General features: G+C 44.9%; 21 protein-coding genes and 2 tRNA genes. 7 read left to right on the forward strand and 16 right to left on the reverse strand.

Annotated features, from left to right (window positions below; all coding sequences use genetic code 11):
- Positions 1-62: 62 nt before the first annotated feature.
- The 7 genes from ACESTD_RS08895 to ACESTD_RS08925 all read right to left on the reverse strand — a co-directional run bounded on the left by ACESTD_RS08895 (position 63) and on the right by ACESTD_RS08925 (position 5,979).
- Positions 63-2,123, reverse strand: a complete 2,061-nt coding sequence (locus ACESTD_RS08895) for a DEAD/DEAH box helicase (RefSeq protein WP_195288720.1) — start codon at positions 2,121-2,123, stop codon at positions 63-65.
- A gap of 57 nt (positions 2,124-2,180) precedes the next feature.
- On the reverse strand, positions 2,181-2,939 hold the full coding sequence (locus tag ACESTD_RS08900) for a hypothetical protein (protein WP_098032563.1): 759 nt from the start codon (positions 2,937-2,939) through the stop codon (positions 2,181-2,183).
- A 73-nt stretch (positions 2,940-3,012) separates the two neighbouring features.
- Positions 3,013-4,290: a phage integrase SAM-like domain-containing protein gene (locus ACESTD_RS08905; protein ID WP_129643410.1), complete on the reverse strand. Its 1,278-nt coding sequence runs from the start codon at positions 4,288-4,290 to the stop codon at positions 3,013-3,015.
- A gap of 129 nt (positions 4,291-4,419) precedes the next feature.
- Positions 4,420-4,492: transfer RNA gene (locus tag ACESTD_RS08910), tRNA-Gly, on the reverse strand.
- 9 nt (positions 4,493-4,501) lie between these two features.
- Positions 4,502-4,584 (reverse strand) — tRNA-Tyr (locus tag ACESTD_RS08915).
- A 73-nt stretch (positions 4,585-4,657) separates the two neighbouring features.
- Positions 4,658-5,152 (reverse strand): 6,7-dimethyl-8-ribityllumazine synthase, encoded by a 495-nt coding sequence (gene ribH, locus ACESTD_RS08920; protein ID WP_005823623.1) that lies wholly within the window; start codon positions 5,150-5,152, stop codon positions 4,658-4,660.
- Between the two features lie 143 nt (positions 5,153-5,295).
- The gene (locus ACESTD_RS08925) at positions 5,296-5,979 is read right to left on the reverse strand and encodes a tetratricopeptide repeat protein (protein WP_005823621.1); all 684 of its coding nucleotides are present in this window, start codon (positions 5,977-5,979) and stop codon (positions 5,296-5,298) included.
- Between the two features lie 237 nt (positions 5,980-6,216).
- Here ACESTD_RS08925 and ACESTD_RS08930 point away from each other — a divergent pair, with 237 nt between their 5' ends.
- Positions 6,217-7,329: a DNA replication/repair protein RecF gene (locus ACESTD_RS08930; protein ID WP_005823617.1), complete on the forward strand. Its 1,113-nt coding sequence runs from the start codon at positions 6,217-6,219 to the stop codon at positions 7,327-7,329.
- Complete coding sequence (locus tag ACESTD_RS08935) at positions 7,326-7,616, forward strand: DUF721 domain-containing protein (RefSeq protein WP_005823615.1); 291 nt, start codon at positions 7,326-7,328, stop codon at positions 7,614-7,616. Before ACESTD_RS08930 ends, ACESTD_RS08935 begins: the two co-directional genes overlap by 4 nt.
- On the opposite strand, the gene ACESTD_RS08940 is transcribed toward ACESTD_RS08935, so the two are convergent.
- From ACESTD_RS08940 to gap, 7 genes are all read right to left on the reverse strand, one after another.
- Positions 7,609-8,394 carry a histidinol-phosphatase gene (locus ACESTD_RS08940; RefSeq protein ID WP_005835445.1) on the reverse strand — a complete coding sequence of 262 codons (786 nt, stop codon included), beginning with the start codon at positions 8,392-8,394 and terminating at the stop codon, positions 7,609-7,611. The two genes, ACESTD_RS08935 and ACESTD_RS08940, sit on opposite strands and share 8 nt — an antisense overlap.
- Positions 8,391-8,921 carry a 5-formyltetrahydrofolate cyclo-ligase gene (locus ACESTD_RS08945; RefSeq protein ID WP_035449971.1) on the reverse strand — a complete coding sequence of 177 codons (531 nt, stop codon included), beginning with the start codon at positions 8,919-8,921 and terminating at the stop codon, positions 8,391-8,393. The genes ACESTD_RS08940 and ACESTD_RS08945 overlap by 4 nt, the downstream gene beginning before the upstream one ends.
- Entirely contained in the window at positions 8,839-10,578 is a 1,740-nt protein-coding gene (locus tag ACESTD_RS08950) for a S41 family peptidase (protein ID WP_005835451.1), read from the reverse strand. Before ACESTD_RS08950 ends, ACESTD_RS08945 begins: the two co-directional genes overlap by 83 nt.
- A 57-nt stretch (positions 10,579-10,635) precedes the next feature.
- Entirely contained in the window at positions 10,636-11,094 is a 459-nt protein-coding gene (locus ACESTD_RS08955; protein ID WP_005835453.1) for a dCMP deaminase family protein, read from the reverse strand.
- A gap of 12 nt (positions 11,095-11,106) precedes the next feature.
- Positions 11,107-11,631: a DUF4847 family protein gene (locus ACESTD_RS08960; RefSeq protein WP_009037063.1), complete on the reverse strand. Its 525-nt coding sequence runs from the start codon at positions 11,629-11,631 to the stop codon at positions 11,107-11,109.
- Positions 11,628-13,685 (reverse strand): M3 family metallopeptidase, encoded by a 2,058-nt coding sequence (locus ACESTD_RS08965; RefSeq protein WP_373158819.1) that lies wholly within the window; start codon positions 13,683-13,685, stop codon positions 11,628-11,630. The genes ACESTD_RS08960 and ACESTD_RS08965 overlap by 4 nt, the downstream gene beginning before the upstream one ends.
- 140 nt (positions 13,686-13,825) lie before the next feature.
- A complete protein-coding gene (gene gap / locus ACESTD_RS08970) occupies positions 13,826-14,836 on the reverse strand; it encodes a type I glyceraldehyde-3-phosphate dehydrogenase (protein ID WP_005835458.1) in 1,011 nt (336 codons plus the stop codon).
- A 140-nt stretch (positions 14,837-14,976) separates the two neighbouring features.
- Between gap and mscL the strand changes: the two genes are divergently transcribed.
- The 4 genes from mscL (at position 14,977) to ACESTD_RS08990 (ending at position 19,542) form a co-directional block, all read left to right on the forward strand.
- Positions 14,977-15,411, forward strand: a complete 435-nt coding sequence (mscL, locus tag ACESTD_RS08975) for a large-conductance mechanosensitive channel protein MscL (protein WP_005835461.1) — start codon at positions 14,977-14,979, stop codon at positions 15,409-15,411.
- A 462-nt stretch (positions 15,412-15,873) separates the two neighbouring features.
- Positions 15,874-17,427, forward strand: a complete 1,554-nt coding sequence (gene guaA, locus ACESTD_RS08980) for a glutamine-hydrolyzing GMP synthase (RefSeq protein WP_005823593.1) — start codon at positions 15,874-15,876, stop codon at positions 17,425-17,427.
- 39 nt (positions 17,428-17,466) lie between these two features.
- Positions 17,467-18,774 carry a glutamine-hydrolyzing GMP synthase gene (gene guaA, locus ACESTD_RS08985; RefSeq protein WP_005823591.1) on the forward strand — a complete coding sequence of 436 codons (1,308 nt, stop codon included), beginning with the start codon at positions 17,467-17,469 and terminating at the stop codon, positions 18,772-18,774.
- 81 nt (positions 18,775-18,855) lie between these two features.
- Positions 18,856-19,542 (forward strand): SGNH/GDSL hydrolase family protein, encoded by a 687-nt coding sequence (locus ACESTD_RS08990; protein WP_057282029.1) that lies wholly within the window; start codon positions 18,856-18,858, stop codon positions 19,540-19,542.
- Positions 19,543-19,562: 20 nt separating this feature from the next.
- Here ACESTD_RS08990 and ACESTD_RS08995 read toward each other — a convergent pair whose 3' ends face one another.
- Positions 19,563-20,225 carry a Crp/Fnr family transcriptional regulator gene (locus ACESTD_RS08995; protein ID WP_005823588.1) on the reverse strand — a complete coding sequence of 221 codons (663 nt, stop codon included), beginning with the start codon at positions 20,223-20,225 and terminating at the stop codon, positions 19,563-19,565.
- A 101-nt stretch (positions 20,226-20,326) separates the two neighbouring features.
- Positions 20,327-21,028, reverse strand: a complete 702-nt coding sequence (locus ACESTD_RS09000) for a rhomboid family intramembrane serine protease (RefSeq protein WP_009037060.1) — start codon at positions 21,026-21,028, stop codon at positions 20,327-20,329.
- Between the two features lie 170 nt (positions 21,029-21,198).
- On the opposite strand from ACESTD_RS09000, the gene ACESTD_RS09005 reads away from it, so the two are divergent.
- Positions 21,199-23,139, forward strand: coding sequence for a glycogen debranching enzyme N-terminal domain-containing protein (locus tag ACESTD_RS09005; protein ID WP_005823580.1), 1,941 nt, complete (start codon positions 21,199-21,201; stop codon positions 23,137-23,139).
- The last annotated feature ends 14 nt before the right edge of the window (positions 23,140-23,153 follow it).

Consider the following 23,153-nt stretch of genomic DNA (forward strand, 5'->3'; position numbering starts at 1 on the left):
CCTTGGCGCGGGCCGTTCCCCGACCGATGAGTTTTCTAGAGATAAATAATGCGTGACACAGTTTATTTTACACTACCTAAATTATTCTCTTCTGGAGCAATTCTATCCTTATGTTCTTTTAATTGTAGAGGATTTTCCCCTTTAATAACATATTGATTCCTTGGTCTATCAGTCTTATACATGCTTTTAAAGAGGCTTATATACTTTCTGGGCATTAGTACCTTGTGCAAATGATATTTGACTATAGGGACTAATATAGCTTGTATTTCAGGGGAAGATAATGTTTGGTTTACAGAAAAAGACTCCCTTATAGCTTTTTTGAAAGGGTGTTCTTCTGCTAAAGCCCAATACATTACAGCATTATTGAGATTTTTAAAGGCTACATCATTGTCAGTTCTAATCTCCCAAAGCTGGTTTAATAGGCTATCCAAATCAACATACTTATATAGCCTACCAAATCTCTCAAGAAATATTCTCTTATTTCTTTTACTCTGCCTAATACATGTCTTTAAAGTATTATCATTTAAACTACCTATTGCATCCAATGTATTAATTTCAGTAATAGCCTCTTGTATGTAACTATCTGCAAGTTCTCCTTGTATGGCTTTGTTTTCATCTTCAAGAGCCATTTGTTGCTGGCTTATATCATAATTTATAGAGTTGTATTGGGCTATGTTGGCACATTTATCTAAAGCTTCTTTCATCTTCTCAGGTAGGAAATATAGCCCTCTATATAACTCCATTCTCTCAACTAAATAATCTATATTCAGATAGGCAGGCACATACTCACCATATATGTTTCTCCTAATTAAATTTATAGGTTCATCATTGCTTATCCTCTCTTGAGCTTTATCCTTTATAGCCTCTTTTACAATAGAGAATAGGTTTGCAAGTGTATAGTCTCCTTGGCTAATGTCATCAGCAGCAGTAATAAGCCTTAAAACTTTATTAGCTTTTCTTACAAGAGAATCTGGATAAGTTCTCATATCTTCTACCAATGCATAATCTTTAGTATTATAAACAATAGTGTCACTTAGTATCTTATACTCACCTCTACATCTTCCATATATTTGTGTCATTCTATCTAAGGTCAACATAGAATAGTCTCTTCTGGAGTCTGATACTGTTATTAGATGATAATTGTCTGATATGTCTATTCCAGTAAAGTAGCAACAAGTGGCAAAATTAATTCTATTTGGCAATACATCATTACTATCTAGTTTGGCTGCATAATATTCTCCAGCTTCTTTAATAGATGCCTCACTGCATAGTATTGCACATTCCTTTTTCACTTCTTCTTCAAGAGAAGATATGATATTTTGAATCTGTAGGATGGAGTTATATGCAATGAATATTTTCTCATTTGGGTGAGATTTAATCTCATTTATCACTACTTGGATAATGTTATTGGTATGAAGTAGTTTAATGTTTCTTTTCTTTTCCCATTGCCATGAAATAGGAAATAGACATTCCTTCTTTAAAAGGGGATTGGTAAACTCTTTCATAGTAGCTGTAACCATGCACCTATTCTTGGGAGGGAACAATAGATAATAATCAATCACATCTTCCAGTTGAGGTCTGTAGTTACTATCAGATTGAAGGACATCTATTTCATCAATCATTAGAAAGTAGTCTTTATAATTCTCCTCTTTTATTAATTTCAGTAACCTACCTAAACTATCTGCTACTACCAACAGCTTCTTATATCCTTCCTTCTGGAGATACTCTATTATCTCTTGGTCTGTTGTCCTTTCCTTTTCATCCTTTATTTCACTTCCTATATATAAAGTATTGGGGTGCTTTTTACATTTGGAGAAAGCCAGTGCTTTTGTAGGAAGGACTATAATTGAATTTCTATTTGCATTTATTTCAAGGGTAGTAGCACCTACTCCCGGAATCTGTTTGTTTACTATGCCATGTGGCATCTTATCAATGTAAAAAGATAGATTAAAGTTACATTGAACCTCTTTACACCTTGAGAAATTCCCATATAATAATCCTTCAAGACTATCAATTCTTGTATCTGGTGATATTTCTTCTGGTTGTCCATAATCTGAATATATAATCTGAGGAGTGTCATATAAGTCACCATAAGTATTATATAATTTGGTAGTATCTGCCATATCTCACTTAGTTTAAGTTTATAATATAATAACAAAGTGAGCAAATATACAAATTACTCATTTAAGCCTATATAGTTTCCCTTTAAAGTCTTCCAATAAATAAATCTTATCAAATTTGCTATGAATAAAAAAACTGAGCAGCTGAGTATCTTCAATATAGTAGGAGCTGTTTTTAAGGTTTCCCGTTACTAATAGTAACCAGATTGGGCTATTACAGTTCCTTATATATTGTTCGAGTTTCTCTTCTTTTTTTAGAATTGCTTGTTTAATAATAGAAGGAGAAAGGGGAGGGCCAAAACTATTAGAACGAATACTTATTCCTTTTGAACTATATTTCTGTAGTCTTATATTTTCCACATAAGGATTAGGGATATTTCTATCATATATTATATATTCTTTAAATACATTTGTTACTGTTTTTATTACTTCACTTTTTTCTGATAATGAATAATTTGCTGTAGGGAGAATATCACAATTTGCAAAGAAATTAGGTATGCTGGAATCTGCTAATAAATTCTGTTCTACACTTCTAATGATTGTTTCAAAACAGCCTTCTTGTTCTCTTAAAGATTTATTTACTATTATCTGATGTTCTAATCCAATAATTCCTTGATTAGTATTTAATAAACAGTCTGGTGATTCTGAAAGTCTAAATATGGACACAGATTCATTAAGTAACATTATAAACTTACCAATATGACATATTTCAGTGGTCTTTTTATTATTTCCTTTAACTTCATCAAGGTATTTCCCTATGATAGCAAAAAGTTTCTTTTCACTCTCATTCATCCAATCAATTAGTTTGTTATGCTCCATTTCAATATTTATGAGAAGTCAAAAATACAAAAGAATCTCCATAGTCCAATAAACTACAGAGATTCTTTTAAGCCTATTTCAAACCTTCACTTCCAAATACATATTGAAGAACCTTCAAGTTTGCTTCATTCTCAATCTTGAAGTCTCTTTCAATGTATATATCTGTGACTTTCATGGCTTCATCAATGTGATTAAGTGCTGCATGAACAGCATATTTATCAATACCTACCTTGTTGACTGCTAAAGTAGCCCATGAGTGTCTTGCTGCATAGTACTCCAAATCATCTATTTTCAAAAGTTTTCCAATCTCTTTGAGTCCTATATTTATAGCCTTATTGAAGTTGCCAGCAGTTGAATAAGTATGATAGAAATTAAATATTCTATTTTTTGTTTGGTCTTGGTATTTTTCCATTAGTGGTTGAAGAATAGGGGGGACTATAACTTTCATTTTGGCTTTATCTAACCTTCTGTCTTTGGTTTTACTTCTGTAGTAGGTGATTGCTTTTCCTTCCAGTGTAGAGCAACTGTATAAGTCTATTGAGTTCATTCCCATCAGGCAGAAAGATATAATGAAGCAATCTTTGGCTAAATTATATGGGCATTTCTTCTCTTTTCCTGTGTTGTTGTATTGATAAGGTAATTCCCATATCTTTTTGATGGCTTCTGCTGGTATGGCTCTCTTTCTTGTAGCCTCTTGCTTAGGTATTTCTAAGTTATCAAAAGGTGAATTGGGCACTAAGATGATATTTCTATCATAGTCATTATATCTTTTTTTGACTTCATTGTATAGATGTCTGAGGCATCCAATATATAAAGAGAGCATTCTGTTGGAAGGTATTCGTTTTCCATGTTTCTTTAATTCCTCAATTCTTTGGGCTCTTTTTAATTGTAGGTAGTTCATGAAATCTTTTAATAGCTTTTTAGTTATTTGGTCTGTATTCAAGTGTTCTTTTCCAAGATAAGTGATGAAAGCATTAATAGATGTCTGGTAGTTGGCTTTTCCTTTTAATTGAGTAGTCTTCAACCACTCTTTTGAGAACTGAATGAAATCTATGGTAGTCTTTCTTTCATTTTTAACCTTGATGCACTCTATTATATCATTTAAGCTGTAATTAGCTGTTTCCAATGGGAGGGAAGCACATAATTCTTGATATTGCCTAACAATATTATTTGCTTCCTTAATAAACTTGGGATTCTTTATTTTGAATGCCTTGGTGAGGTCTTCCTTCCTTACATAGATAGAAGTAGGCAGTCTTTTGACTTCTCTCTTATAAGTCATTCTGATTTTGACATTATACGTACCATCACTCTTTTGTTTGCCTTTTAATACTTCGGCTTTGATTGTTATCATATCTATTGTTTTTGGGGGAACAACAATAGACCAACAATTACATAATTTATAGTATAATGAAAGGGGGTTCCAAAGAATTCATATAAAAGAAAAGGATTGATAACCTTTTGATTATCAATCCTCTCTAAGAGCGGAAGACGGGGCTCAAACCCGCGACCCTCAGCTTGGAAGGCTAATGCTCTATCAACTGAGCTACTTCCGCAATTTTTTGTGGGCAAAGATGGATTCGAACCACCGAAGGCGTAAGCCAGCAGATTTACAGTCTGCCCCATTTGGCCACTCTGGTATTTGCCCTTTTGCACTTAAGATTCTATCTCAATTCTCTCATTGAGTAGGTTTGTTTCTCAATTGCGGTGCAAAGATACGACTATTTTTGTAAACTCCAAGCAAAATCTATCATTTTTATTGCAGTAATTGCACATTCGTCTCCTTTATTACCCAGCTTGCCACCGGCGCGGTCTTCTGCTTGCTCCATAGTATTGGTAGTAATTAATCCGTAAATTACTGGTACATCGCCACTTGCGTTTAATTGGGTAATTCCTTGGGTAGCACCCATGCAAACATAGTCAAAATGTGGAGTATCTCCTCTGACTACACAACCAATTGCAATAACTGCATCGACTTCGCTGTATTCGATAAGTTGGTTGGCGCCGAAAGTCAGTTCAAAACTGCCGGGTACTGTTTTTACCAGAATATTTTCATCTTTGGCTCCATGTTTTTTTAAGGTGTCTATGGCACCTTTTAGGAGAGCGCCGGTAATATTATAATTCCACTCAGATACAACGATGCCGAATTTCATTTTTTCCGCGCTGGGTACAGAACTGAAATCGTAGTCTGAAAGATTGTGGTAAGCTGTTGCCATAAATAAGGAATTAAGAATTAATAATTGAAAATTAAAGGGAGAGGAGAGATAAAAGAGGCACGGACTACACGGATTCACGGCTATTGTGTCTTTCCGTGTTTTCCGTGTAATCCGTGCCTGAGATATTTTTATAATAAGGTATATTACTTCTTCAATAGTTTGGCTTGTTCGATATACTTATCGATATCCATTGCCTGGTATGAACGGAAGTATTTATCCTTGATAGTGGTATACGCCTGGATTGCATCGTCATACTTACCTTGCTTTACCAGGATTTCTCCAGCTTGCAGCAGGTAGATGGGGCTGAGGGAGTTGTTGTCGGCTTCGTTGGCGGCTTTCAGCAGCATGGAAGCGGCTTTGTCCAGTTGGCCGAGCTGCGCATAGCAGTTACCCATAGCACCTTTCATGGCAGGAGCTACCATTTGGTCGTCTCCGTCAAAGCTGTCCAATGCTTTCACTGCTTCGTCATATTTACCGAGGTGTGCATAGCAGAGACCCATATAGGCTTTTGCAAGATTGGCTGCTTTTGTGCCGCTGTATTCGTCTGCCACTTTTACAAATCCGGCAAAACCGATGCTATCACCGTTCAGTGCTTGTGCATAAGCGTCTGCTTCGAAGTATTCTTGCCCTTTGAATAAGGCAGCTTGTGCTTTTTCTTCACGGGGGTCTGCATAAAGGTTCTTGTACATCACTACACCGGCAATGATGATGATTACTGCTACTACAGTGCCGATGATTGCTTTTTTGTTCTTAATGAAAAAGGCCTCCGATTGTGTCAGTGCATCCTCCACGTTTAAGGCTTCATTCGTCTTTTTTTGTTCTGCCATTTTTATATAATCTTTTTGTTATTATTCTTATTTATCTATTTCGACCCGCAAAAGTAAGTTTTTTATAGCTATCAACGAAATTTAGCGGCATCTTTTTTTGTTTTGTATCAGAAAACACCGAAATTATTTCTACTTTTCAATAAGCCGGGCTTCACCTCTGTATTAAAAATAAGCAGGCTTATTTTGTACTGCTTTCGGTTTTGCATTATCTTTGTAACCGAACTCATCGTTACTATAATGATACTGAAACGTATATCTATACTCAATTATAAGAACTTGGAGCAGGTGGAGCTTTCATTCTCGCCCAAGTTAAACTGCTTTTTCGGACAGAACGGCATGGGGAAAACGAACCTGCTGGATGCGGTGTATTTTTTGTCTTTCTGTAAAAGTGCCGGTAATCCCATTGATTCCCAGAATATCTGCCATGATGCCGACTTCTTTGTTATTCAAGGGTTTTATGAGGCTGCCGATGGGACTCCTGAGGAAATCTACTGTGGTATGAAGAGGCGCCAGAAGAAACAGTTCAAGCGAAACAAGAAGGAGTATACGCGTTTGTCGGACCATATCGGCTTCCTGCCTTTGGTCATGGTCTCGCCTGCCGATTCGGAGTTGATAGCAGGAGGCAGTGATGAACGCCGACGTTTTATGGATGTGGTTATCTCGCAGTACGACAAAGAGTATCTGGATGCTTTGATACGATACAATAAAGCTTTGGTGCAGCGGAATACCTTACTGAAGAGTGAACAGCCGGTGGAGGAAGAGCTCTTTCTGGTCTGGGAGGAGATGATGGCACAAGCCGGTGAAGTGGTGTTCCGCAAACGTGAGGCCTTTATCCGTGAGTTTATTCCTATTTTCCAGTCTTTCTATTCATTCATTTCGCAAGATAGGGAGAAGGTGGGATTAAGCTATGACTCTCATGCCCGCGATGCCTCTTTGCTGGAAGTGCTGAAGGAAAGCCGTGCTCGCGACCAGATTATGGGCTATTCGTTGCGCGGTGTGCACAAGGACGAGCTGAATATGCTTTTGGGAGATTTCCCCATCAAGCGTGAAGGGTCGCAGGGACAGAACAAGACTTATCTGGTAGCGTTGAAGCTGGCACAGTTTGATTTCCTGAAACGTACCGGGACCACTGTTCCCTTGTTGTTGTTGGACGATATCTTTGACAAGCTGGATGCCTCGCGTGTGGAGCAAATCATCAAGTTGGTGGCAGGCGACAGTTTTGGACAGATTTTTATAACCGATACCAACCGCGAACACCTGGACCGTATTCTGCATAAAGTGGGCAGTGATTATAAGATGTTCCGTGTGGAGCAGGGAACGGTTGCCGAAATGAAGGAGGAAGAGGCATGAAGCGCAATAATGCCGAACAGATAGGTGAACTTATCCGTCATTACCTCAGGCAGGAAAGTCTGGAGTCTCCGCTGAATGAACGGCGGCTTATCAGTGCGTGGCCCGAAGTGCTGGGGCCTACCATTGCCTCCTACACCCGTGAACTTTATATAAAGAACCAGGTGCTTTATGTGCACCTCACTTCTGCTGCTTTGCGCCAGGAACTGATGATGGGGCGCGAGTTGCTGGTGCGCAACTTGAATCGTCATGTGGGGGCCCAGGTCATAACGAATATCATATTCAGATGAGCATCCTCAGCTCATCTATTCTTTCAATCTTCAGTTCCTTTAATTCCCGGACTGCCCGGTCATAATACATCGGAGTTTCCAAATCCTTGTTGTCATGCGCATCCAGTCCGATGATAGCTGTACAGCCTTCATTGGCAGCGATTCGCCAGAACTCCGGGCACGGGTAGGTGGATAAGCCGTGCGCTTCATTGTAGGCTACATAGCCTATATTGTATTCCAACGGGACATTCAGGCGTGCAGCAGTACGGCAGATGTGCCGGCTGATGGTAGTGCAATGGTGGTCGAACTTCGGATAGGAGCGCATGAACAAGTCCGGATGGGCAAGGCAGGAGAATAATCCGCTTTCCATACCTTCGATGGCGCTCTCTTCGTAAAGTTCGAGCATGTCGCGGCTGTCTGTATGATGGCCGAAGTAGGGGAACTTTTCATCGGTGTGGTAGTGATGGTTTCCGAAGATGATATAGTCCAGTTGGTACTTCTTGGTTTGCTCTTTCAGCCAATGGATATATTGGGGGAAGTATTCACATTCAAGTCCTATTCTGATGTCTATCCGGTCGTGGTATTTCTCACGGAGCGTCTTGAGACTCTCCACGTAGCCGGGGAGCTCCTCGGGGAGCATCCGCATGTCGGCTACGTAGTCGGTTCGGTATTTCCAGGGAGTATGGTCTGAAAACCCGAGTATCCGGTAACCGCCTTTGATGGCACTGAGCACATAGTCTTCGTCATCTCCGGTGGCATGCATGCAGCGTGTGGTGTGTGTATGATAATTAGTTTTCATTGCGTAATGATTTCATCCATGCGTATATCAAACGGTTCCGCAGGAACTTCTTCTACGAGTTGAAACGGGAAGCAGATGCCGGCTTTGTGGGCTGATGGGATGCGGGGCAGAAGCCGGTCATAGTAACCTTTACCGCGCCCCAGGCGGTTGCCGTTACGGTCGAATGCCACGCCGGGAACCACTATGAAGTCTATGTCTGCATAGTCGGTAAATAGCTCGCCGGTTGGTTCTTCGATGCCGTATGCGCCAGGTTTCAAGTCTTCGGGTCCGGTGTACAGCCGCAGTTCCAGGTCGTCACCTACAACTACCGGAAGCAGTATCCGCTTTTCGCGGCTCCACTTCCGGATAAATTCGTGTGTGTCCACTTCGTCTTTGAGAGAGTGGTAGAGCAGTACGGTTGTTGCCGCCCTGAAAGCGGGGTGTGCCTCGAGGGCGGCAAGTATTTCAGCAGACTGACGCGTAGCGGAAGAGCTGTGTCGGGTCTTCAACAAAGCTACCTGCCTGCGCAGTTCTTTTTTCCTTTCCATCATCTTTTTTATCCTCTATGATTGGTGTTGCTTCCGGAGCTTTGGGGAATGCCTCGCCACGTTCCAGAATATCCAATGCTTTCTTGACGGTAGCATCGCTCTGGTTGATGTAGCGGATGTATTGCTCCCTTCCCAGTATGTTATAGATAATGTTGCCGTAAAGACTTCTTTCCAGTAGCTTGTAGGACTTGTGGATAAGCAGGTTGCGCCGTTTTACTCCCTTGGAGTCTGCAAAACGTACAAACTGCTCCACAATACTCTGGTGGCGAAGGTACTTCAACAAGTCTTCTTCATTGTCGTATTCACTCAATTTCGCGCGGTTGCGGTCGGTATACTGGAAGCTGAATTGCAGAATCAGTCCCTTGTTGCTTACTTCTATCAGGTAAGAAGATACTCCGGTTGTGTCTTGCGGAACGAATACGTCCGGCATAATGCCACCGCCGCCGTATACGGGTCTGCCCAAACCGGTAGAGTAACGCAGGTTTTCGTCCAGTTTGATGCTGTCTTTGGAGAAGAACTCGCCGTGTTCGTAACGGGTAATCCAGTCCATTTCGTATTTGCTGTCCTTGCCGTTCTCGTAGGGGCGCTGGATGCAACGGCCCGATGGGGTGTAATAACGGGCAATGGTCAGGCGGATGGCGGAACCGTCACTGAAGTCGATGGGTTGCTGTACGAGTCCCTTGCCGAAGGAACGGCGTCCTACAATGGTTCCGCGGTCATTGTCCTGAATGGCGCCCGCAAAGATTTCGCTGGCCGAAGCGGAACTCTCGTTTACCAATACCACTAGCGGCAGCTTCTGGCAACTGCCGGTACCGTTGGCATATTCCTCCATGCGGGGATATTTGCGGCCGTGGGTATATACAATCAACTTCCCTTCCGGCAGGAATTCGTTCACCATGCGTGTGGCGGCTTCCATGTATCCTCCGGTATTGTCGCGCAGGTCGATAATCAGGCCTTTGCACTTCTCGTGGCTCAGTTGGGCAATCGCATTCAGCAGCTCCACGTGTGTGGTACGTCCGAATTTGCTGATTTGTATATATCCGTAGTCATCGTCGAGCATATAGGCTGCATCAATGGTGTTTTGTGGGATGTCACCGCGTGTGATGGTGAAGTCGAGCAACTCCTTTTCCGTGGCACGCTTGACGCCTAACTTCACTTGGCTTCCTTTCGGACCTTTCAGGTTGCGCATGGCCTTTTCGTTTGTCAGGCCTTTGCCTGCAAACAGACTGTCGTTGACCATTACAATGCGGTCGCCTGCCATCAGGCCCACTTTCTCGGACGGTCCGCCGGGAATCACGCTGTTTACGTGTATCGTGTCTTCTTGAATGGTGAACTGGATACCTATACCGCTGAAGCTGCCTTCAAGTTCGGAGTTTACCTCTTCCAGCTTCTGTGCGGGGATGTAGGTGGAGTGGGGGTCGAGTTCCGCCAATATCTGTGGCATGGCCTTCTCTACCAAATCGGTCATGTTGACGGTATCCACATACTGGTCATCAATAACACGCAGCAAGGCATTCAGCTTGTTGGACGAGCTATTGATGATTCCCAGTTTATTACCGGCAAAATGCCTGGCATAAAACGTTCCGATAAGGATTCCCGCGACTACGCTGATTGCGATGATGAGCGGCATAAAGCGGGAAGTATTTTTTGTACTCATGATGTTTATTTACTATTAGACTATTTACAATTTACTATTTGGCTGCGCATGCAACTTTCAACTTTCCATTTTCAACTTTTCATTATCCATTGAAATAAACACTACCTCGATGCCTGCCCGTTTCAAAAGTTCGATACCATCTTCCAGGCGGTATTTCTCGGAGTAGACTACCCGTTTGATGCCTGCCTGGATAATCAGTTTGGAGCATTCTATGCAGGGGGAGGCAGTGACGTACATGGTGGCACCGTTACTGCTGTTGTTTGAACGGGCTATTTTGGTAATGGCGTTTGCTTCGGCATGGAGCACGTATGGTTTGGTGACGTTATTCTCATCTTCGCATACATTCTCAAAACCGGAAGGGGTACCGTTGTAGCCGTCAGAGATAATCATCTTGTCTTTTACAATCAGTGCACCGACCTGGCGGCGTTGGCAATACGAATTTTCGGCCCAAATGCTTGCCATACGTATATAACGCCTATCCAATGCTTCTTGTTTGTCTTTTGTAGAATCGTCCATCATATTTATGCTTTATCGTTGCGGGGTGAATCCCATGACTCTGGTTGTCGGTCCGTCTTTAAAATAGAGGGTCAGTGAATTGGCATCCCCTTCATACTTGTACACGTTTTGCAATCCGGAGATGAATGCCTTGGCCAGTGCATCGCTTTCTGCAGCCCCCGTAACCTTCACACTGATGCTGAGCGAGCCTGAAGCTCCGTCGGCTTTCCAAGTGCCGTTGACGCTTGAGTTGATGCCTTGTCCGTTGACGGTGGTGCCCATCAGTTCTCCATCCAGTTCAGTACCTTCAAAATTGAGGGTGAAGGTGCTTTTCTGATTATATAGCTTGTCCAGACTCTTCTTCATCTCTTCCTCATTGTTGTTCCAAAGGTTTGGATAGAATTGGGCATTGCTGCCTTTATTGGTGAGTCGGCTGAGCTTCCATGTCTTCCCGGTGAATATTCCGATAACATCGTCCTCGTTGTCGCAACCGCTTAGCAGGGGGAGCAGCGAAAACATGAGCAACATGCAAAAGATGTTCCTTATAAGTCTCTTCATTTCTTTATTCCATTTCTGATTAATAATGCGTCGATTGTAGGCTCTTGTCCGCGGAAGCGTTTATAGAGCGTCATCGGATGTTCCGTTCCGCCTTTGGAAAGGATATTCTCTCGGAAGGAGGCGGCAGTCTCCGGGTTGAAGATGCCCGTCTGCTTGAATAGCGAGAAAGCATCTGCATCCAGCACCTCTGCCCATTTATAACTATAGTATCCGGCAGAATATCCTCCGGCAAAGATATGGGAGAATTGTGTGCTCATGCAGGTTTCTGCCACAGAAGGCAGAATCTGTGCTTTTTCCCAAGCCTTCTTTTCATAGGCTTTCACGTCACCTTCAAACGGGGTGTTACGTGTGTACCAAGCCATATCGAGCAGGCCGAAGCTAACCTGGCGGAGGCAGGCGTATGCCGCGTTGAAGTTGGAGGAATCCACAATGCGCTGTACCAGTTCGTCCGGTATCAGTTCTCCGGTTTGGTAATGGCGGGCAAACGTATGCAGGAATTCCTTTTCGATGGCAAAGTTCTCCATGAATTGGGAGGGGAGTTCCACAAAGTCCCAATACACATTGGTCCCGCTTAGGCTTCCGTAGGTGGAATTGGCAAACATACCATGCAGGCTGTGTCCGAATTCGTGCAGGAAGGTTTCTACCTCGCCGAAGGTCAACAAAGCAGGTTTGTCCTGTGTCGGTTTGGTGAAGTTCATCACAATGGATATGTGGGGACGGCTGTTCTCACCGGTCTTTTCGTCAATCCACTGTTCCTTGTAGCTGGTCATCCAGGCTCCCGAGCGCTTGCCTGCTCTGGGGTGGAAGTCGGTATAGAACACGGCAAGGAATTTCCCGTCTTTGTCGAAGACTTCGTAGGCATCCACATCCTTATGATAAACGGGAATATCCGGATTCTTCTTGAAGGTGATGCCATACAGCCTGGTTGCCAGGCCGAATACGCCTTGCTTCACGTTGTTCAGCTCAAAGTAAGGACGGAGCAGCTCATCGTCGATATTGAACTTCCGGTCTTTCAGTTTATGGGAATAGTACGCCCAGTCCCACGGCATCAGGACGAAGTCTTCTCCTTCCGCTTGGCGTGCCAGGGCTTGCACTTCTGCATATTCTTGTTTGGCGGTAGGCGTGTAAGCCTCCAGCAGTTGGTCCAGCAGCTTATACACGGACTCACTGTTTTGTGCCATGCGCTCCTGGAGGTTGTATTCGGCGAAGTTGTCATAGCCTAGGAGTTGGGCAATCTCCATACGGACATTGGCCAGTTTCTTTACGATTTCCAGATTATTGCTGGCGTTGTCATGCGTACACTTCGTATTGTAGGCCATATACAGCTCACGACGCAGGTCACGGCTGTCTGCATAGGTCAGGAAAGGGCCATAGCTGGGAGCCTGCAAGGTGAATACCCAGCCTTCGACGCCTTTTTCCCCGGCTGTCTCTGCAGCGGCTTCTACCGCGCTCTCGGGTAGCCCGGCCAGTTGTGACTTGTCGGTGATGACAAGCTTGTAGTCGTTCGTTTCTTTCAGGTTGTTTTCACTGAACTGCAGCGTCAGCAGGCTGAGCTCTTTGCATAAAGCCCGGTATTTCTCCTTGGCTTCTCCCTGGAGGTTGGCGCCGTTGCGTACAAAACCATTGTAAATATCTTCCAGCAGCTTGTGCTGTTCCGGGTTCAGCGTCTCTTTGTCTTGCTGCTCGTAAACCGCTTTGATGCGTGCAAACAGCTCTTCGTTCAGGCTGATGTTGTTTTCATGCTCGCTCATCATCGGCATGATTTCCTTGGCCAGTTCCTGCAGGTCATCGTCCGTTTCGGCACTGAGCAGATTGCCGAATACAGTGCTGACACGGTGGAGCATCTCACCGGACTTCTCGTAGGCCAACACTGTGTTGGCAAATGTCGGGACTTCCGGATTGCGGATGATGGCCTCTATTTCCGCATTTTGGCGGCGGATGCCTTCGCGGATGGCGGGTATGTAATCTCCGGTCTTAATCTTGTCGAACGGGACAGTGCTGTGCAGCGTGGAGTATGTTTCAAAAAAAGGATTTTGAGACGATATAGTGTTCATAAAGCAAAGCAATATTAGAGTTAGTATAATCTTCATCATGTTTAAAGGGTCTGATAAAAAACGAACTAGCTGCAAAATTGCAAAAAAAATAGGCGACTTCTGCAGAAGTCACCTATTTTTTATTATTTTCTAACTGTATATTAGCAGTTAACTGATGCCATGTGAGCAATCAAGTCAAGAACCTTGTTAGAATAACCGATTTCGTTATCATACCAAGATACAACCTTAACGAAAGTATCAGTCAAAGCGATACCAGCCTTAGCGTCGAAGATAGAAGTGCGAGTGTCACCCAAGAAGTCAGAAGAAACAACTGCATCTTCAGTGTAACCCAGAACACCCTTCAATTCGCCTTCAGAAGCTTCCTTCATGGCAGCGCAGATTTCAGCGTAAGTAGCGGGCTTAGCCAAGTTAACTGTCAAGTCAACTACAGATACGTCCAAAGTCGGAACACGCATAGACATACCAGTCAGTTTGCCGTTCAATGCCGGGATAACTTTACCTACAGCCTTAGCAGCACCGGTAGAAGACGGGATAATGTTGCCGGAAGCAGCACGACCACCTCTCCAGTCTTTCATAGAAGGACCGTCAACTGTCTTCTGAGTAGCAGTTGTAGAGTGAACAGTAGTCATCAAACCGTCAGTGATACCCCATTTGTCGTTCAATACCTTAGCGATAGGAGCCAAGCAGTTGGTAGTACAAGAAGCGTTAGATACGAATTGAGTACCCTTAACGTAAGTCTTTTCGTTAACACCGCAAACGAACATCGGAGTGTCGTCCTTAGAAGGAGCAGACATTACAACATATTTTGCGCCGGCTTCGATGTGAGCTTGAGCTTTGTCTTTGCTCAAGAACAAGCCAGTAGATTCAACAACGTATTCTGCCTCTACTTCGTTCCATTTCAAGTCAGCCGGGTTTCTTTCTGCAGTGATGCGGATAGCCTGACCGTTAACGATCAGCTTGCTGTTTTCAACATCAGCTTCGATAGTACCGTCGAACTGGCCGTGCATAGTGTCATACTTCAGCATGTAAGCCAAGTAATCTACCGGGCAAAGGTCGTTGATACCTACGATCTGAATATCGTTTCTCTTCATTGCAGCGCGGAATACGAAACGTCCGATACGTCCGAATCCATTAATACCTACTTTAATCATTTTGTTTAAACTTTTAAGGGTTTTATAATGTTTAAAAATAAACTTTCGCTTACTAATTGCAATTCTTTCTGATTTGCGGTGCAAAAGTAAGAAAATGTTTTTATATTCGTAACCAAAATCATAATTAAATAATTGAAAAGATGGGAAAAAGTTCATTTTTACAGGAATTTAAGGCTTTTGCCATGAAGGGCAATGTGATAGACATGGCCGTCGGTGTGATTATCGGTGGGGCATTCGGAAAAATCGTCTCCTCCATTGTGGCAGATGTGATTATGCCTCCTATCGGGCTGCTGGTGGGCGGTGTCAACTTTACAGACTTGAAGTGGGTGCTGAAACCTGCCGAAATGGTGGACGGAAAAGAAATTGCTGCCGTGACCCTGAATTACGGTAATTTCTTGCAGGTCACCTTCGACTTCCTGATTATAGCATTCTCTATCTTCATGTTCATAAAGTTGTTGACCAAGCTGACTGAAAAGAAGAAAGAAGAGGCGCCTGCCGCTCCTCCGGCTCCCCCTGCCCCGAGCAAGGAAGAGGTGCTGCTGACCGAAATCCGTGATTTGCTGAAAGAAAAGTAATATCGAAGCGGAACTTCATAGGGATGTCAAAACCCTCTTGACGCTTTTTTTAGGCGCGGAATTCTAAGACCTACACAAGTTTTTGCACAGGAAACTTGCGTAGGTCTTAGAATTCCGCGCCTAATATTATAACATGATGAAAGCGTTCATGGCTTTTGATACATTCCCTAATGCATTTAACTCTCCCCGGTACCGCCGGAAACTGTCCCTTTTTATACTAAGCAGTAATCTTACCACAGCCGTGGTAAGAAAATAACATTGCTGTGGTAAGCAAGTTGCATAGCTGTGGTAAGAAAACAGCACGGTTGTAGTAAGAATAGCTTTTAGTATCCTTGTGGATAGTTCTAGCCTGAAATTAAAGCTGTTTTTAGTAAAAAAACGTTTTTCTGTCACATTATCCCTGATAATTCCTTTACTTTTTCTACTTTTGCAAATCATTTATTAAAGTCTATACGGATTTATATGCAAGAGAAGATTATTATTCTTGATTTCGGTTCGCAAACCACGCAGCTCATCGGCCGCCGGCTGCGCGAATTGAATGTCTATTGCGAGATTGTACCTTACAACAAATTTCCATACGGAGATGAGAGTGTAAAAGGAGTTATCCTTTCGGGTAGCCCCTTTTCTGTTTATGATAAGAGTGCATTCAAGGTAGATTTGAGCGGGATTCGTGGGAAATACCCCATTCTGGGTATCTGCTACGGTGCGCAGTTTATCTCCTACAGCAACGGTGGACGGGTGGAGCCGGCAGGAACCCGCGAGTACGGACGTGCCCATCTCGGTTCTTTCGATTCGGAGAATGTCCTTTTCAAAGGGGTAAGGAAGAATACCCAAGTATGGATGAGCCATGGAGACACGATTACAGCCATTCCCGACAACTTCAAGATTATAGCTTCTACGGACAAGGTAGCGATTGCTGCTTACCAGGTGTCCGGCGAGGAGATGTGGGGAGTGCAGTTCCATCCGGAAGTATTTCATAGCGAGGACGGTACGCAGATGCTGCGCAACTTCGTGGTGGACGTATGCGGTTGCAGCCAGAGCTGGAGCGCCGCATCGTTTGTAGATACTACTGTGGCCGAACTGAAGGAGCAGCTTGGCAACGACCGAGTTATCCTGGGACTGAGTGGCGGTGTGGATTCTTCGGTAGCCGCCGTGTTGCTGCATCGTGCCATTGGCAAGAACTTGACCTGTATCTTTGTGGACCACGGACTGCTTCGCAAGAATGAGTTCAAGAATGTGATGCACGACTACGAATGCCTGGGACTGAACGTGATTGGCGTGGATGCCAGCGAGAAGTTCTTCAAGGATTTGGAGGGAGTGACCGAGCCTGAGCAAAAGCGTAAAATCATCGGCCGCGATTTTATCGAGGTCTTCGATGCCGAAGCGCACAAGATAACCGATGCCCGCTGGTTGGCGCAAGGCACCATTTATCCCGACCGCATCGAGAGCCTGAACATTACGGGCAAGACCATCAAGAGCCATCACAACGTGGGCGGTCTGCCCGAGGAGATGAACCTCCGTCTGTGCGAACCGTTGCAGTGGCTGTTCAAGGACGAAGTACGCCGCGTGGGACGCGAATTGGGAATGCCCGAACATTTGATTACCCGTCATCCTTTCCCCGGTCCGGGACTGGCTGTCCGCATCCTGGGGGATATAACACCGGAGAAGGTGCATACTTTGCAGGAAGCCGACGATATTTTCATTCAGGGCTTGCGTGACTGGAAAGTGCAGGATGCCGACGGCAACGAGACATCGCTCTACCATCAGGTCTGGCAGGCGGGCGTCATTCTTCTGCCCGTACAGAGTGTGGGCGTGATGGGTGACGAACGCACCTATGAACGTGCAGTGGCCTTGCGTGCCGTTACTTCCACCGATGCCATGACAGCCGACTGGGCGCATCTGCCCTACGAATTCCTGGGTAAGGTGTCCAACGACATTATAAATAAGGTGAAAGGTGTGAACCGCGTGACCTATGACATCTCTTCAAAACCACCCAGCACAATAGAATGGGAATAAGACCGACTGAAATTATTAACTTAAAAACAATATAGAAGAATGAAGCAGGATATGATTGTGATTCTGGATTTGGGAAGCCATGAGAACACAGTGCTTGCCCGGGCGATTCGTGCGTTGGGAGTATATAGCGAAATCTACCCGCACGACATTACTGCCGCCGAACTGAAGGCCTTGCCGAATGTGAAAGGCATCATCATCAACGGCGGCCCCAACAATGTGGTTGACGGGGTGTCCATCGACGTGTTGCCCGAGATTTACGAAGCGGGATTCCCCGTAATGGCTGCCGGACACGACAAGGCGCTGTGCGAAGTGAAGCTGCCGCAGTTTACGGATGATGTGGAAGCCATCAAGGAGGCTGTGAAATCTTTCGTATTCGATACTTGCAAGGCTGAGGCGAACTGGAACATGACGAATTTCGTCAACGACCAGGTGGAGTTGATACGTCGTCAGGTGGGCGACCGTAAGGTGCTGCTGGCACTGTCCGGTGGTGTGGATAGCTCCGTGGTGGCCGCTTTGCTGCTGAAAGCCATCGGAGACAAGCTGGTTTGCGTACACGTGAACCACGGACTGATGCGTAAGGGCGAATCGGAAGCCGTGGTGGAAATCTTTGGCAAGGAGCTGAAAGCTAACTTGATATACGTGGATGCTACAGACCGTTTCCTCTCCAAGCTGGAAAACGTGGCTGACCCGGAAGAAAAGCGCAAGATTATCGGCGGAGAGTTTATCCGTGTCTTTGAGGAAGAAGCCCGCAAGCTGGACGGTATCGACTTCCTGGGACAAGGTACCATCTATCCCGATATTGTAGAGAGTGGCACAAAAACAGCCAAGATGGTGAAGTCTCATCACAACGTAGGCGGTCTGCCCGAGGATTTGCAGTTTGAATTGGTGGAGCCGTTGCGCCAGCTGTTCAAGGACGAAGTACGTGCATGCGGTGTAGAGCTTGGATTGCCGTACGAGATGGTTTACCGTCAGCCGTTCCCCGGTCCCGGATTGGGAGTACGTTGTCTGGGAGCCATTACCCGCGACCGCTTGGAGGCTGTACGCGAGTCGGATGCCATTCTGCGTGAGGAATTCCAACTGGCAGGCCTGGATAAGAAGGTATGGCAGTATTTCACTGTGGTGCCCGATTTCAAATCTGTGGGTGTACGCGACAATGCACGTTCGTTCGACTGGCCCGTCATTATCCGTGCCGTCAACACAGTGGATGCCATGACCGCTACCATTGAGCCGGTGGACTGGCCCATCCTAATGAAGATTACCGACCGTATTCTCAAGGAAGTGAAAACCGTCAATCGCGTTTGTTATGATATGTCTCCGAAACCCAATGCGACTATCGAGTGGGAGTGAGATTGACCAATGATAATGATAGCCTCACCTTAAAAACGGTGGGGCTGTTTTTTTTATAACAAAACAACAAAGAATAGAACAATGAAACTTTTATGTATGATTGCTGTCTTTTTGTGCATACCTTGGGTAGCCTCTGACGCACAGAAGCAGGATTGGGGAAATTTGAAACGCTATGCAGAGGCAAACAAGGAACTGGTACGGAAGGGAAAACAGAAGGACCGGGTGGTTTTTATGGGCAACTCCATCACGGAAGGATGGGTGGCAAACGATGCCGCTTTCTTTGAAGACAACGGTTATGTGGGCCGTGGTATAGGCGGACAGACTTCTTCCCATTTCCTGCTCCGTTTTCGCGAAGATGTCATCAAGCTTGCTCCGGCGCTGGTCGTGATAAATGCAGGTACCAATGACATTGCAGAAAATGCAGGCGCTTATAATGAAGAATACACTTTTGGAAATATAGTGTCTATGGTAGAGCTGGCACGGGGCAATAAGATAAAAGTGATTTTGACGTCTGTGTTGCCTGCAGCTGCCTTTGGCTGGAACCCTTCGGTGAAGGATGCTCCGCAAAAGATAATGCAGCTGAATGCCAGAATCCGGAAGTATGCCCAGGAAAACAAGATTCCTTATGTCGACTATTACAGTGAGATGGTGGAAGGCGACAATAAGGCTCTGAACTCCTCGTATACCCGGGATGGGGTACACCCCACTCTAGAAGGGTATAAAGTGATGGAAGCCTTGATAAAGAAAGCGATAGACAAGGTGTTGTAGGAAATCTCGGTTCAGGTGGCCTATAAGAGCTTTTCTGCGTCGGGAATCATCATCTCGCCTCTGTGCAGTTCGAGCAGGCCTTTCTCCTGCATGCTGTTCAACGCTCTTGATACTCCCATACGGGTATCATTGACCACCTGAGCCAATTCTTCCATTTTTATTTTCAGTATTTTCCTGCCTGACGGACGTTCGATATGTGTCAGGATAAAGTTGCCGATACGTTTCTCAAGGTTGTCGGTGCTTTCTGCCCAAAGACGGCTGTTTAGGCTTTGGGCGCGGTTGCTGATGATATTCATGTAATTTAGGCGGAATATGTCATATTTGAACAATTCGCTCATGACGAAAGCCTTGCTGATGCTCACTGTGTGGGTCTCGGTTTGGGCGGTATAGGCCGAGACGTAGGAGGTGCTCATCCCGAACAGAGATTGTGGCTCGATGACATAAGGTGCCTGAAAATATTCCGTGGAGCTGTATGATGTATTCGCAGATGAAGTACATGAGGAGATTTCACCTTTCAATACGAATATCAGTTGACTGCATGTGTCACCGGCTTTCACGATAACTTCGCCGGCTTTATGCTTTGTAAAGCTCAGCTTGACTTTCCCCAGGATATTGGTAAAGTCTTCTTGTGCGAGTCCTTGAAAGAGTGGCAGTTGCAGTAATGTATCAAACATTGTATTCATAATGCTTTTTCTTCTTGTTTTGAAACAAAAGTAGATATTATCAAGGTGTACTGTAAACTCTTTGCCCCTCTTTTTGTTTTTTTTATTGTTTCTTAAACGTGCTATTCAATCCTTGTAGACGAATCCTCATCCTTCTCCTCTTCCTTCTTATCGTCCTCATCCTCATTGTTTTCCTCATCTTCGTCTTCCTCTTCGTCTTCCTCTTCGTCTTCCTCTCCGGCAAACGGATCGGGCCGTTGGGGACCGTATTCCATAAAGCCTATGGCGCATAGCGTGCCTGCTATGGCTCCGCTAAGGTGTCCTTCCCAGGAAGTGGTGGCTTTGGCAAATTGTGGGAACATATTCCATACCAGGCCGCCATATAGGAACGTTATCAACAGTGAAATGGCGATAAGCGGTACATGTTTGCGCAGAATGCCGCTGAAGAACAGAAAAAAAGCCAGTCCGTATATGATGCCGCTGGCTCCGATATGCCATCCCGGTTTCCCTATAAGAAAGGTAAGCGCACCGCATCCTATCCAAATGGCAAAGAAGATGTAGGGGGCTATATGCCGGTAGAAATAGAACAGACACCACATCAGGAAAAAGAGTGGAATCGTATTGGCGAACAGATGCTTGAAACTGCTGTGTACCAGTGGATGTGCGAAAATTCCGAACACGCCCCGCTGTTCCATCGGATATACTCCCAGTCGTGTGAAGTTCCAATCCATGCCTGTCTCCAAAAACTTTAAAATGTATAAAATGAATAGCAGGAATAGGGGTATAACCGCCGCCAATGCCATTCTGCGTATATCATGCTTCATATTTCGTACAGTGATTGCTATTTTTGTACAATACTACGGAATATTTGACGAAAACCGAAAAAAAACTGACTTTTTATTTTGCCTATAAGCTTTAATTCGTATTTTTGGGCATCGCTACATGGCTTGTAGCGCATATACCGAAATAATTAACCTTTAAATAATGCACAACTATGAGTTATTTACGATTTGACAAGACCCTGATGATTAATCTGCAAGAATCTTTGCCAAGGGAGATATTGCGGACGAATAGGTCGGGAGCCTATCATTGTACAACAATTGTAGATTGTAACACACGCAAATATCACGGTCTGTTGGTGATACCGGTCCCCAACCTCGATGATGAAAACCATGTGCTGCTGTCTTCTTTGGATGAAACTGTAATTCAGCACGGTGCGGAGTTCAACCTGGGGTTGCATAAGTATCAAGGAAACCACTTCAGTCCTAACGGGCACAAGTATATCCGAGAGTTTGACTGTGAAAATATCCCCACAACTACCTATCGTGTAGGAGGCGTCATCCTTCGTAAGGAAAAGATTTTCGTACACCATGAAAATCGGATTCTGATTCGTTATACCTTGGTCGATGCCCATTCGGCAACCACACTTCGTTTCCGCCCTTTCCTGGCATTCCGCAGTGTGCGCGAGTACACGCACGAAAATGCGCAGGCAAGCCGCGACTACCAGTTGGTAGAGAATGGCATTAAAACCTGCATGTATCCCGGTTATCCGGAGTTGTTCATGCAGCTCAACAAAAAGAATGAGTTCCACTTCCAGCCTGACTGGTATCGTGGTATCGAGTATCCCAAAGAACAGGAACGCGGATATGACTTCAACGAAGACCTTTATGTGCCGGGATATTTTGAAGTGGATATAAAGAAAGGGGAAAGCGTTGTCTTCTCCGCCGGTATCTCCGAGATTTCTCCCCGCAAGCTGAAGCAGACTTTTGAGTCCGAGGTGGCCGACCGCACTCCGCGTGACAGTTTTTACCACTGTCTGAAAAACTCGGCGCACCAGTTTCACAACAAGCAGGGGGAGGAGCATTATGTGCTTGCAGGCTATCCTTGGTTCAAGTGTCGCGCCCGTGACTTGTTCATCTCCCTGCCGGGTCTTACTTTGGCCTTAGGCGAGCAAGATGAATTTGAAGACGTGATGAAAACAGCCGAAAAGGCTATCCGTGAGTTTATCAATGGAGAACCTTCCTCCTATAAGATATACGAGATGGAGCATCCGGATGTGCTGCTGTGGGCTGTCTGGGCTTTACAGCAGTATGCCAAGGAGACTTCGCGTGAAAATTGCCGGCAGATGTACGGTAATCTCCTTGAGGAGATTGTTGACTATATCCATGAACGCAGGCATGACAATCTCTTCCTGCACGAAAACGGACTGTTGTATACCAATGGCACCGAGAAAGCGGTTACCTGGATGAACTCTACCGCCAATGGCCGCCCGGTTATTCCACGTACGGGCTACATTGTAGAAGTGAATGCACTGTGGTACAATGCCCTGCGTTTTGTAGCCGATATGGTTCGGGAGGGGGGCAATGAAATTCTTGCCGATACACTGGACGCTCAGGCAGAAATCACCGGAAAGTCTTTCGTAGACGTCTTCCGCAATGAGTATGGCTATCTGTTCGACTATGTGGATGGTTATATGATGGACTGGAGCGTACGTCCCAACATGATATTTACCGTTGCCTTTGACTATTCTCCGTTGGATAGGGCCCAGAAGAAACAGGTGCTTGATATTGTGACGAAAGAACTGTTGACTCCGAAGGGCTTGCGTACACTGAGCCCCAAGAGTGGCGGATACAATCCGAATTATGTAGGTCCTCAGATTCAAAGAGATTATGCCTATCATCAGGGTACGGCATGGCCGTGGCTGATGGGTTTCTACATGGAAGCATATCTGCGTATCTATAAAGTGAGTGGCGTGTCGTTTGTAGAGAGATACCTCATCGGTATGGAAGATGAAATGACTTCCCACTGTATTGGCGCATTGCCCGAACTCTTCGATGGTAATCCTCCGTTTGTTGGAAGAGGGGCGGTGTCATTTGCCATGAATACGGCGGAAATCCTGCGTATCTTGAAGTTATTGTCTAAGTATAATTTATAATAGGAGGAACGAAG

It is taken from the genome of Bacteroides sp. AR20, from assembly GCF_964250605.1.
Taxonomy (GTDB): Bacteria; Bacteroidota; Bacteroidia; order Bacteroidales; family Bacteroidaceae; genus Bacteroides; species Bacteroides uniformis.

Excerpts from the sequence above, each read along its gene's own strand:
- ACESTD_RS08895 (WP_195288720.1), bottom strand. The coding sequence starts at position 2,123 with ATGGCAGATACTACCAAATTATATAATACTTATGGTGACTTATATGAC.
- ACESTD_RS08900 (WP_098032563.1), bottom strand. The coding sequence starts at position 2,939 with ATGGAGCATAACAAACTAATTGATTGGATGAATGAGAGTGAAAAGAAA.
- ACESTD_RS08905 (WP_129643410.1), bottom strand. The coding sequence starts at position 4,290 with ATGATAACAATCAAAGCCGAAGTATTAAAAGGCAAACAAAAGAGTGAT.
- ribH (WP_005823623.1), bottom strand. The coding sequence starts at position 5,152 with ATGGCAACAGCTTACCACAATCTTTCAGACTACGATTTCAGTTCTGTA.
- ACESTD_RS08925 (WP_005823621.1), bottom strand. The coding sequence starts at position 5,979 with ATGGCAGAACAAAAAAAGACGAATGAAGCCTTAAACGTGGAGGATGCA.
- ACESTD_RS08930 (WP_005823617.1), top strand. The coding sequence starts at position 6,217 with ATGATACTGAAACGTATATCTATACTCAATTATAAGAACTTGGAGCAG.
- ACESTD_RS08935 (WP_005823615.1), top strand. The coding sequence starts at position 7,326 with ATGAAGCGCAATAATGCCGAACAGATAGGTGAACTTATCCGTCATTAC.
- ACESTD_RS08940 (WP_005835445.1), bottom strand. The coding sequence starts at position 8,394 with ATGAAAACTAATTATCATACACACACCACACGCTGCATGCATGCCACC.
- ACESTD_RS08945 (WP_035449971.1), bottom strand. The coding sequence starts at position 8,921 with ATGGAAAGGAAAAAAGAACTGCGCAGGCAGGTAGCTTTGTTGAAGACC.
- ACESTD_RS08950 (WP_005835451.1), bottom strand. The coding sequence starts at position 10,578 with ATGAGTACAAAAAATACTTCCCGCTTTATGCCGCTCATCATCGCAATC.
- ACESTD_RS08955 (WP_005835453.1), bottom strand. The coding sequence starts at position 11,094 with ATGGACGATTCTACAAAAGACAAACAAGAAGCATTGGATAGGCGTTAT.
- ACESTD_RS08960 (WP_009037063.1), bottom strand. The coding sequence starts at position 11,631 with ATGAAGAGACTTATAAGGAACATCTTTTGCATGTTGCTCATGTTTTCG.
- ACESTD_RS08965 (WP_373158819.1), bottom strand. The coding sequence starts at position 13,685 with ATGAACACTATATCGTCTCAAAATCCTTTTTTTGAAACATACTCCACG.
- gap (WP_005835458.1), bottom strand. The coding sequence starts at position 14,836 with ATGATTAAAGTAGGTATTAATGGATTCGGACGTATCGGACGTTTCGTA.
- mscL (WP_005835461.1), top strand. The coding sequence starts at position 14,977 with ATGGGAAAAAGTTCATTTTTACAGGAATTTAAGGCTTTTGCCATGAAG.
- guaA (WP_005823593.1), top strand. The coding sequence starts at position 15,874 with ATGCAAGAGAAGATTATTATTCTTGATTTCGGTTCGCAAACCACGCAG.
- guaA (WP_005823591.1), top strand. The coding sequence starts at position 17,467 with ATGAAGCAGGATATGATTGTGATTCTGGATTTGGGAAGCCATGAGAAC.
- ACESTD_RS08990 (WP_057282029.1), top strand. The coding sequence starts at position 18,856 with ATGAAACTTTTATGTATGATTGCTGTCTTTTTGTGCATACCTTGGGTA.
- ACESTD_RS08995 (WP_005823588.1), bottom strand. The coding sequence starts at position 20,225 with ATGAATACAATGTTTGATACATTACTGCAACTGCCACTCTTTCAAGGA.
- ACESTD_RS09000 (WP_009037060.1), bottom strand. The coding sequence starts at position 21,028 with ATGAAGCATGATATACGCAGAATGGCATTGGCGGCGGTTATACCCCTA.
- ACESTD_RS09005 (WP_005823580.1), top strand. The coding sequence starts at position 21,199 with ATGAGTTATTTACGATTTGACAAGACCCTGATGATTAATCTGCAAGAA.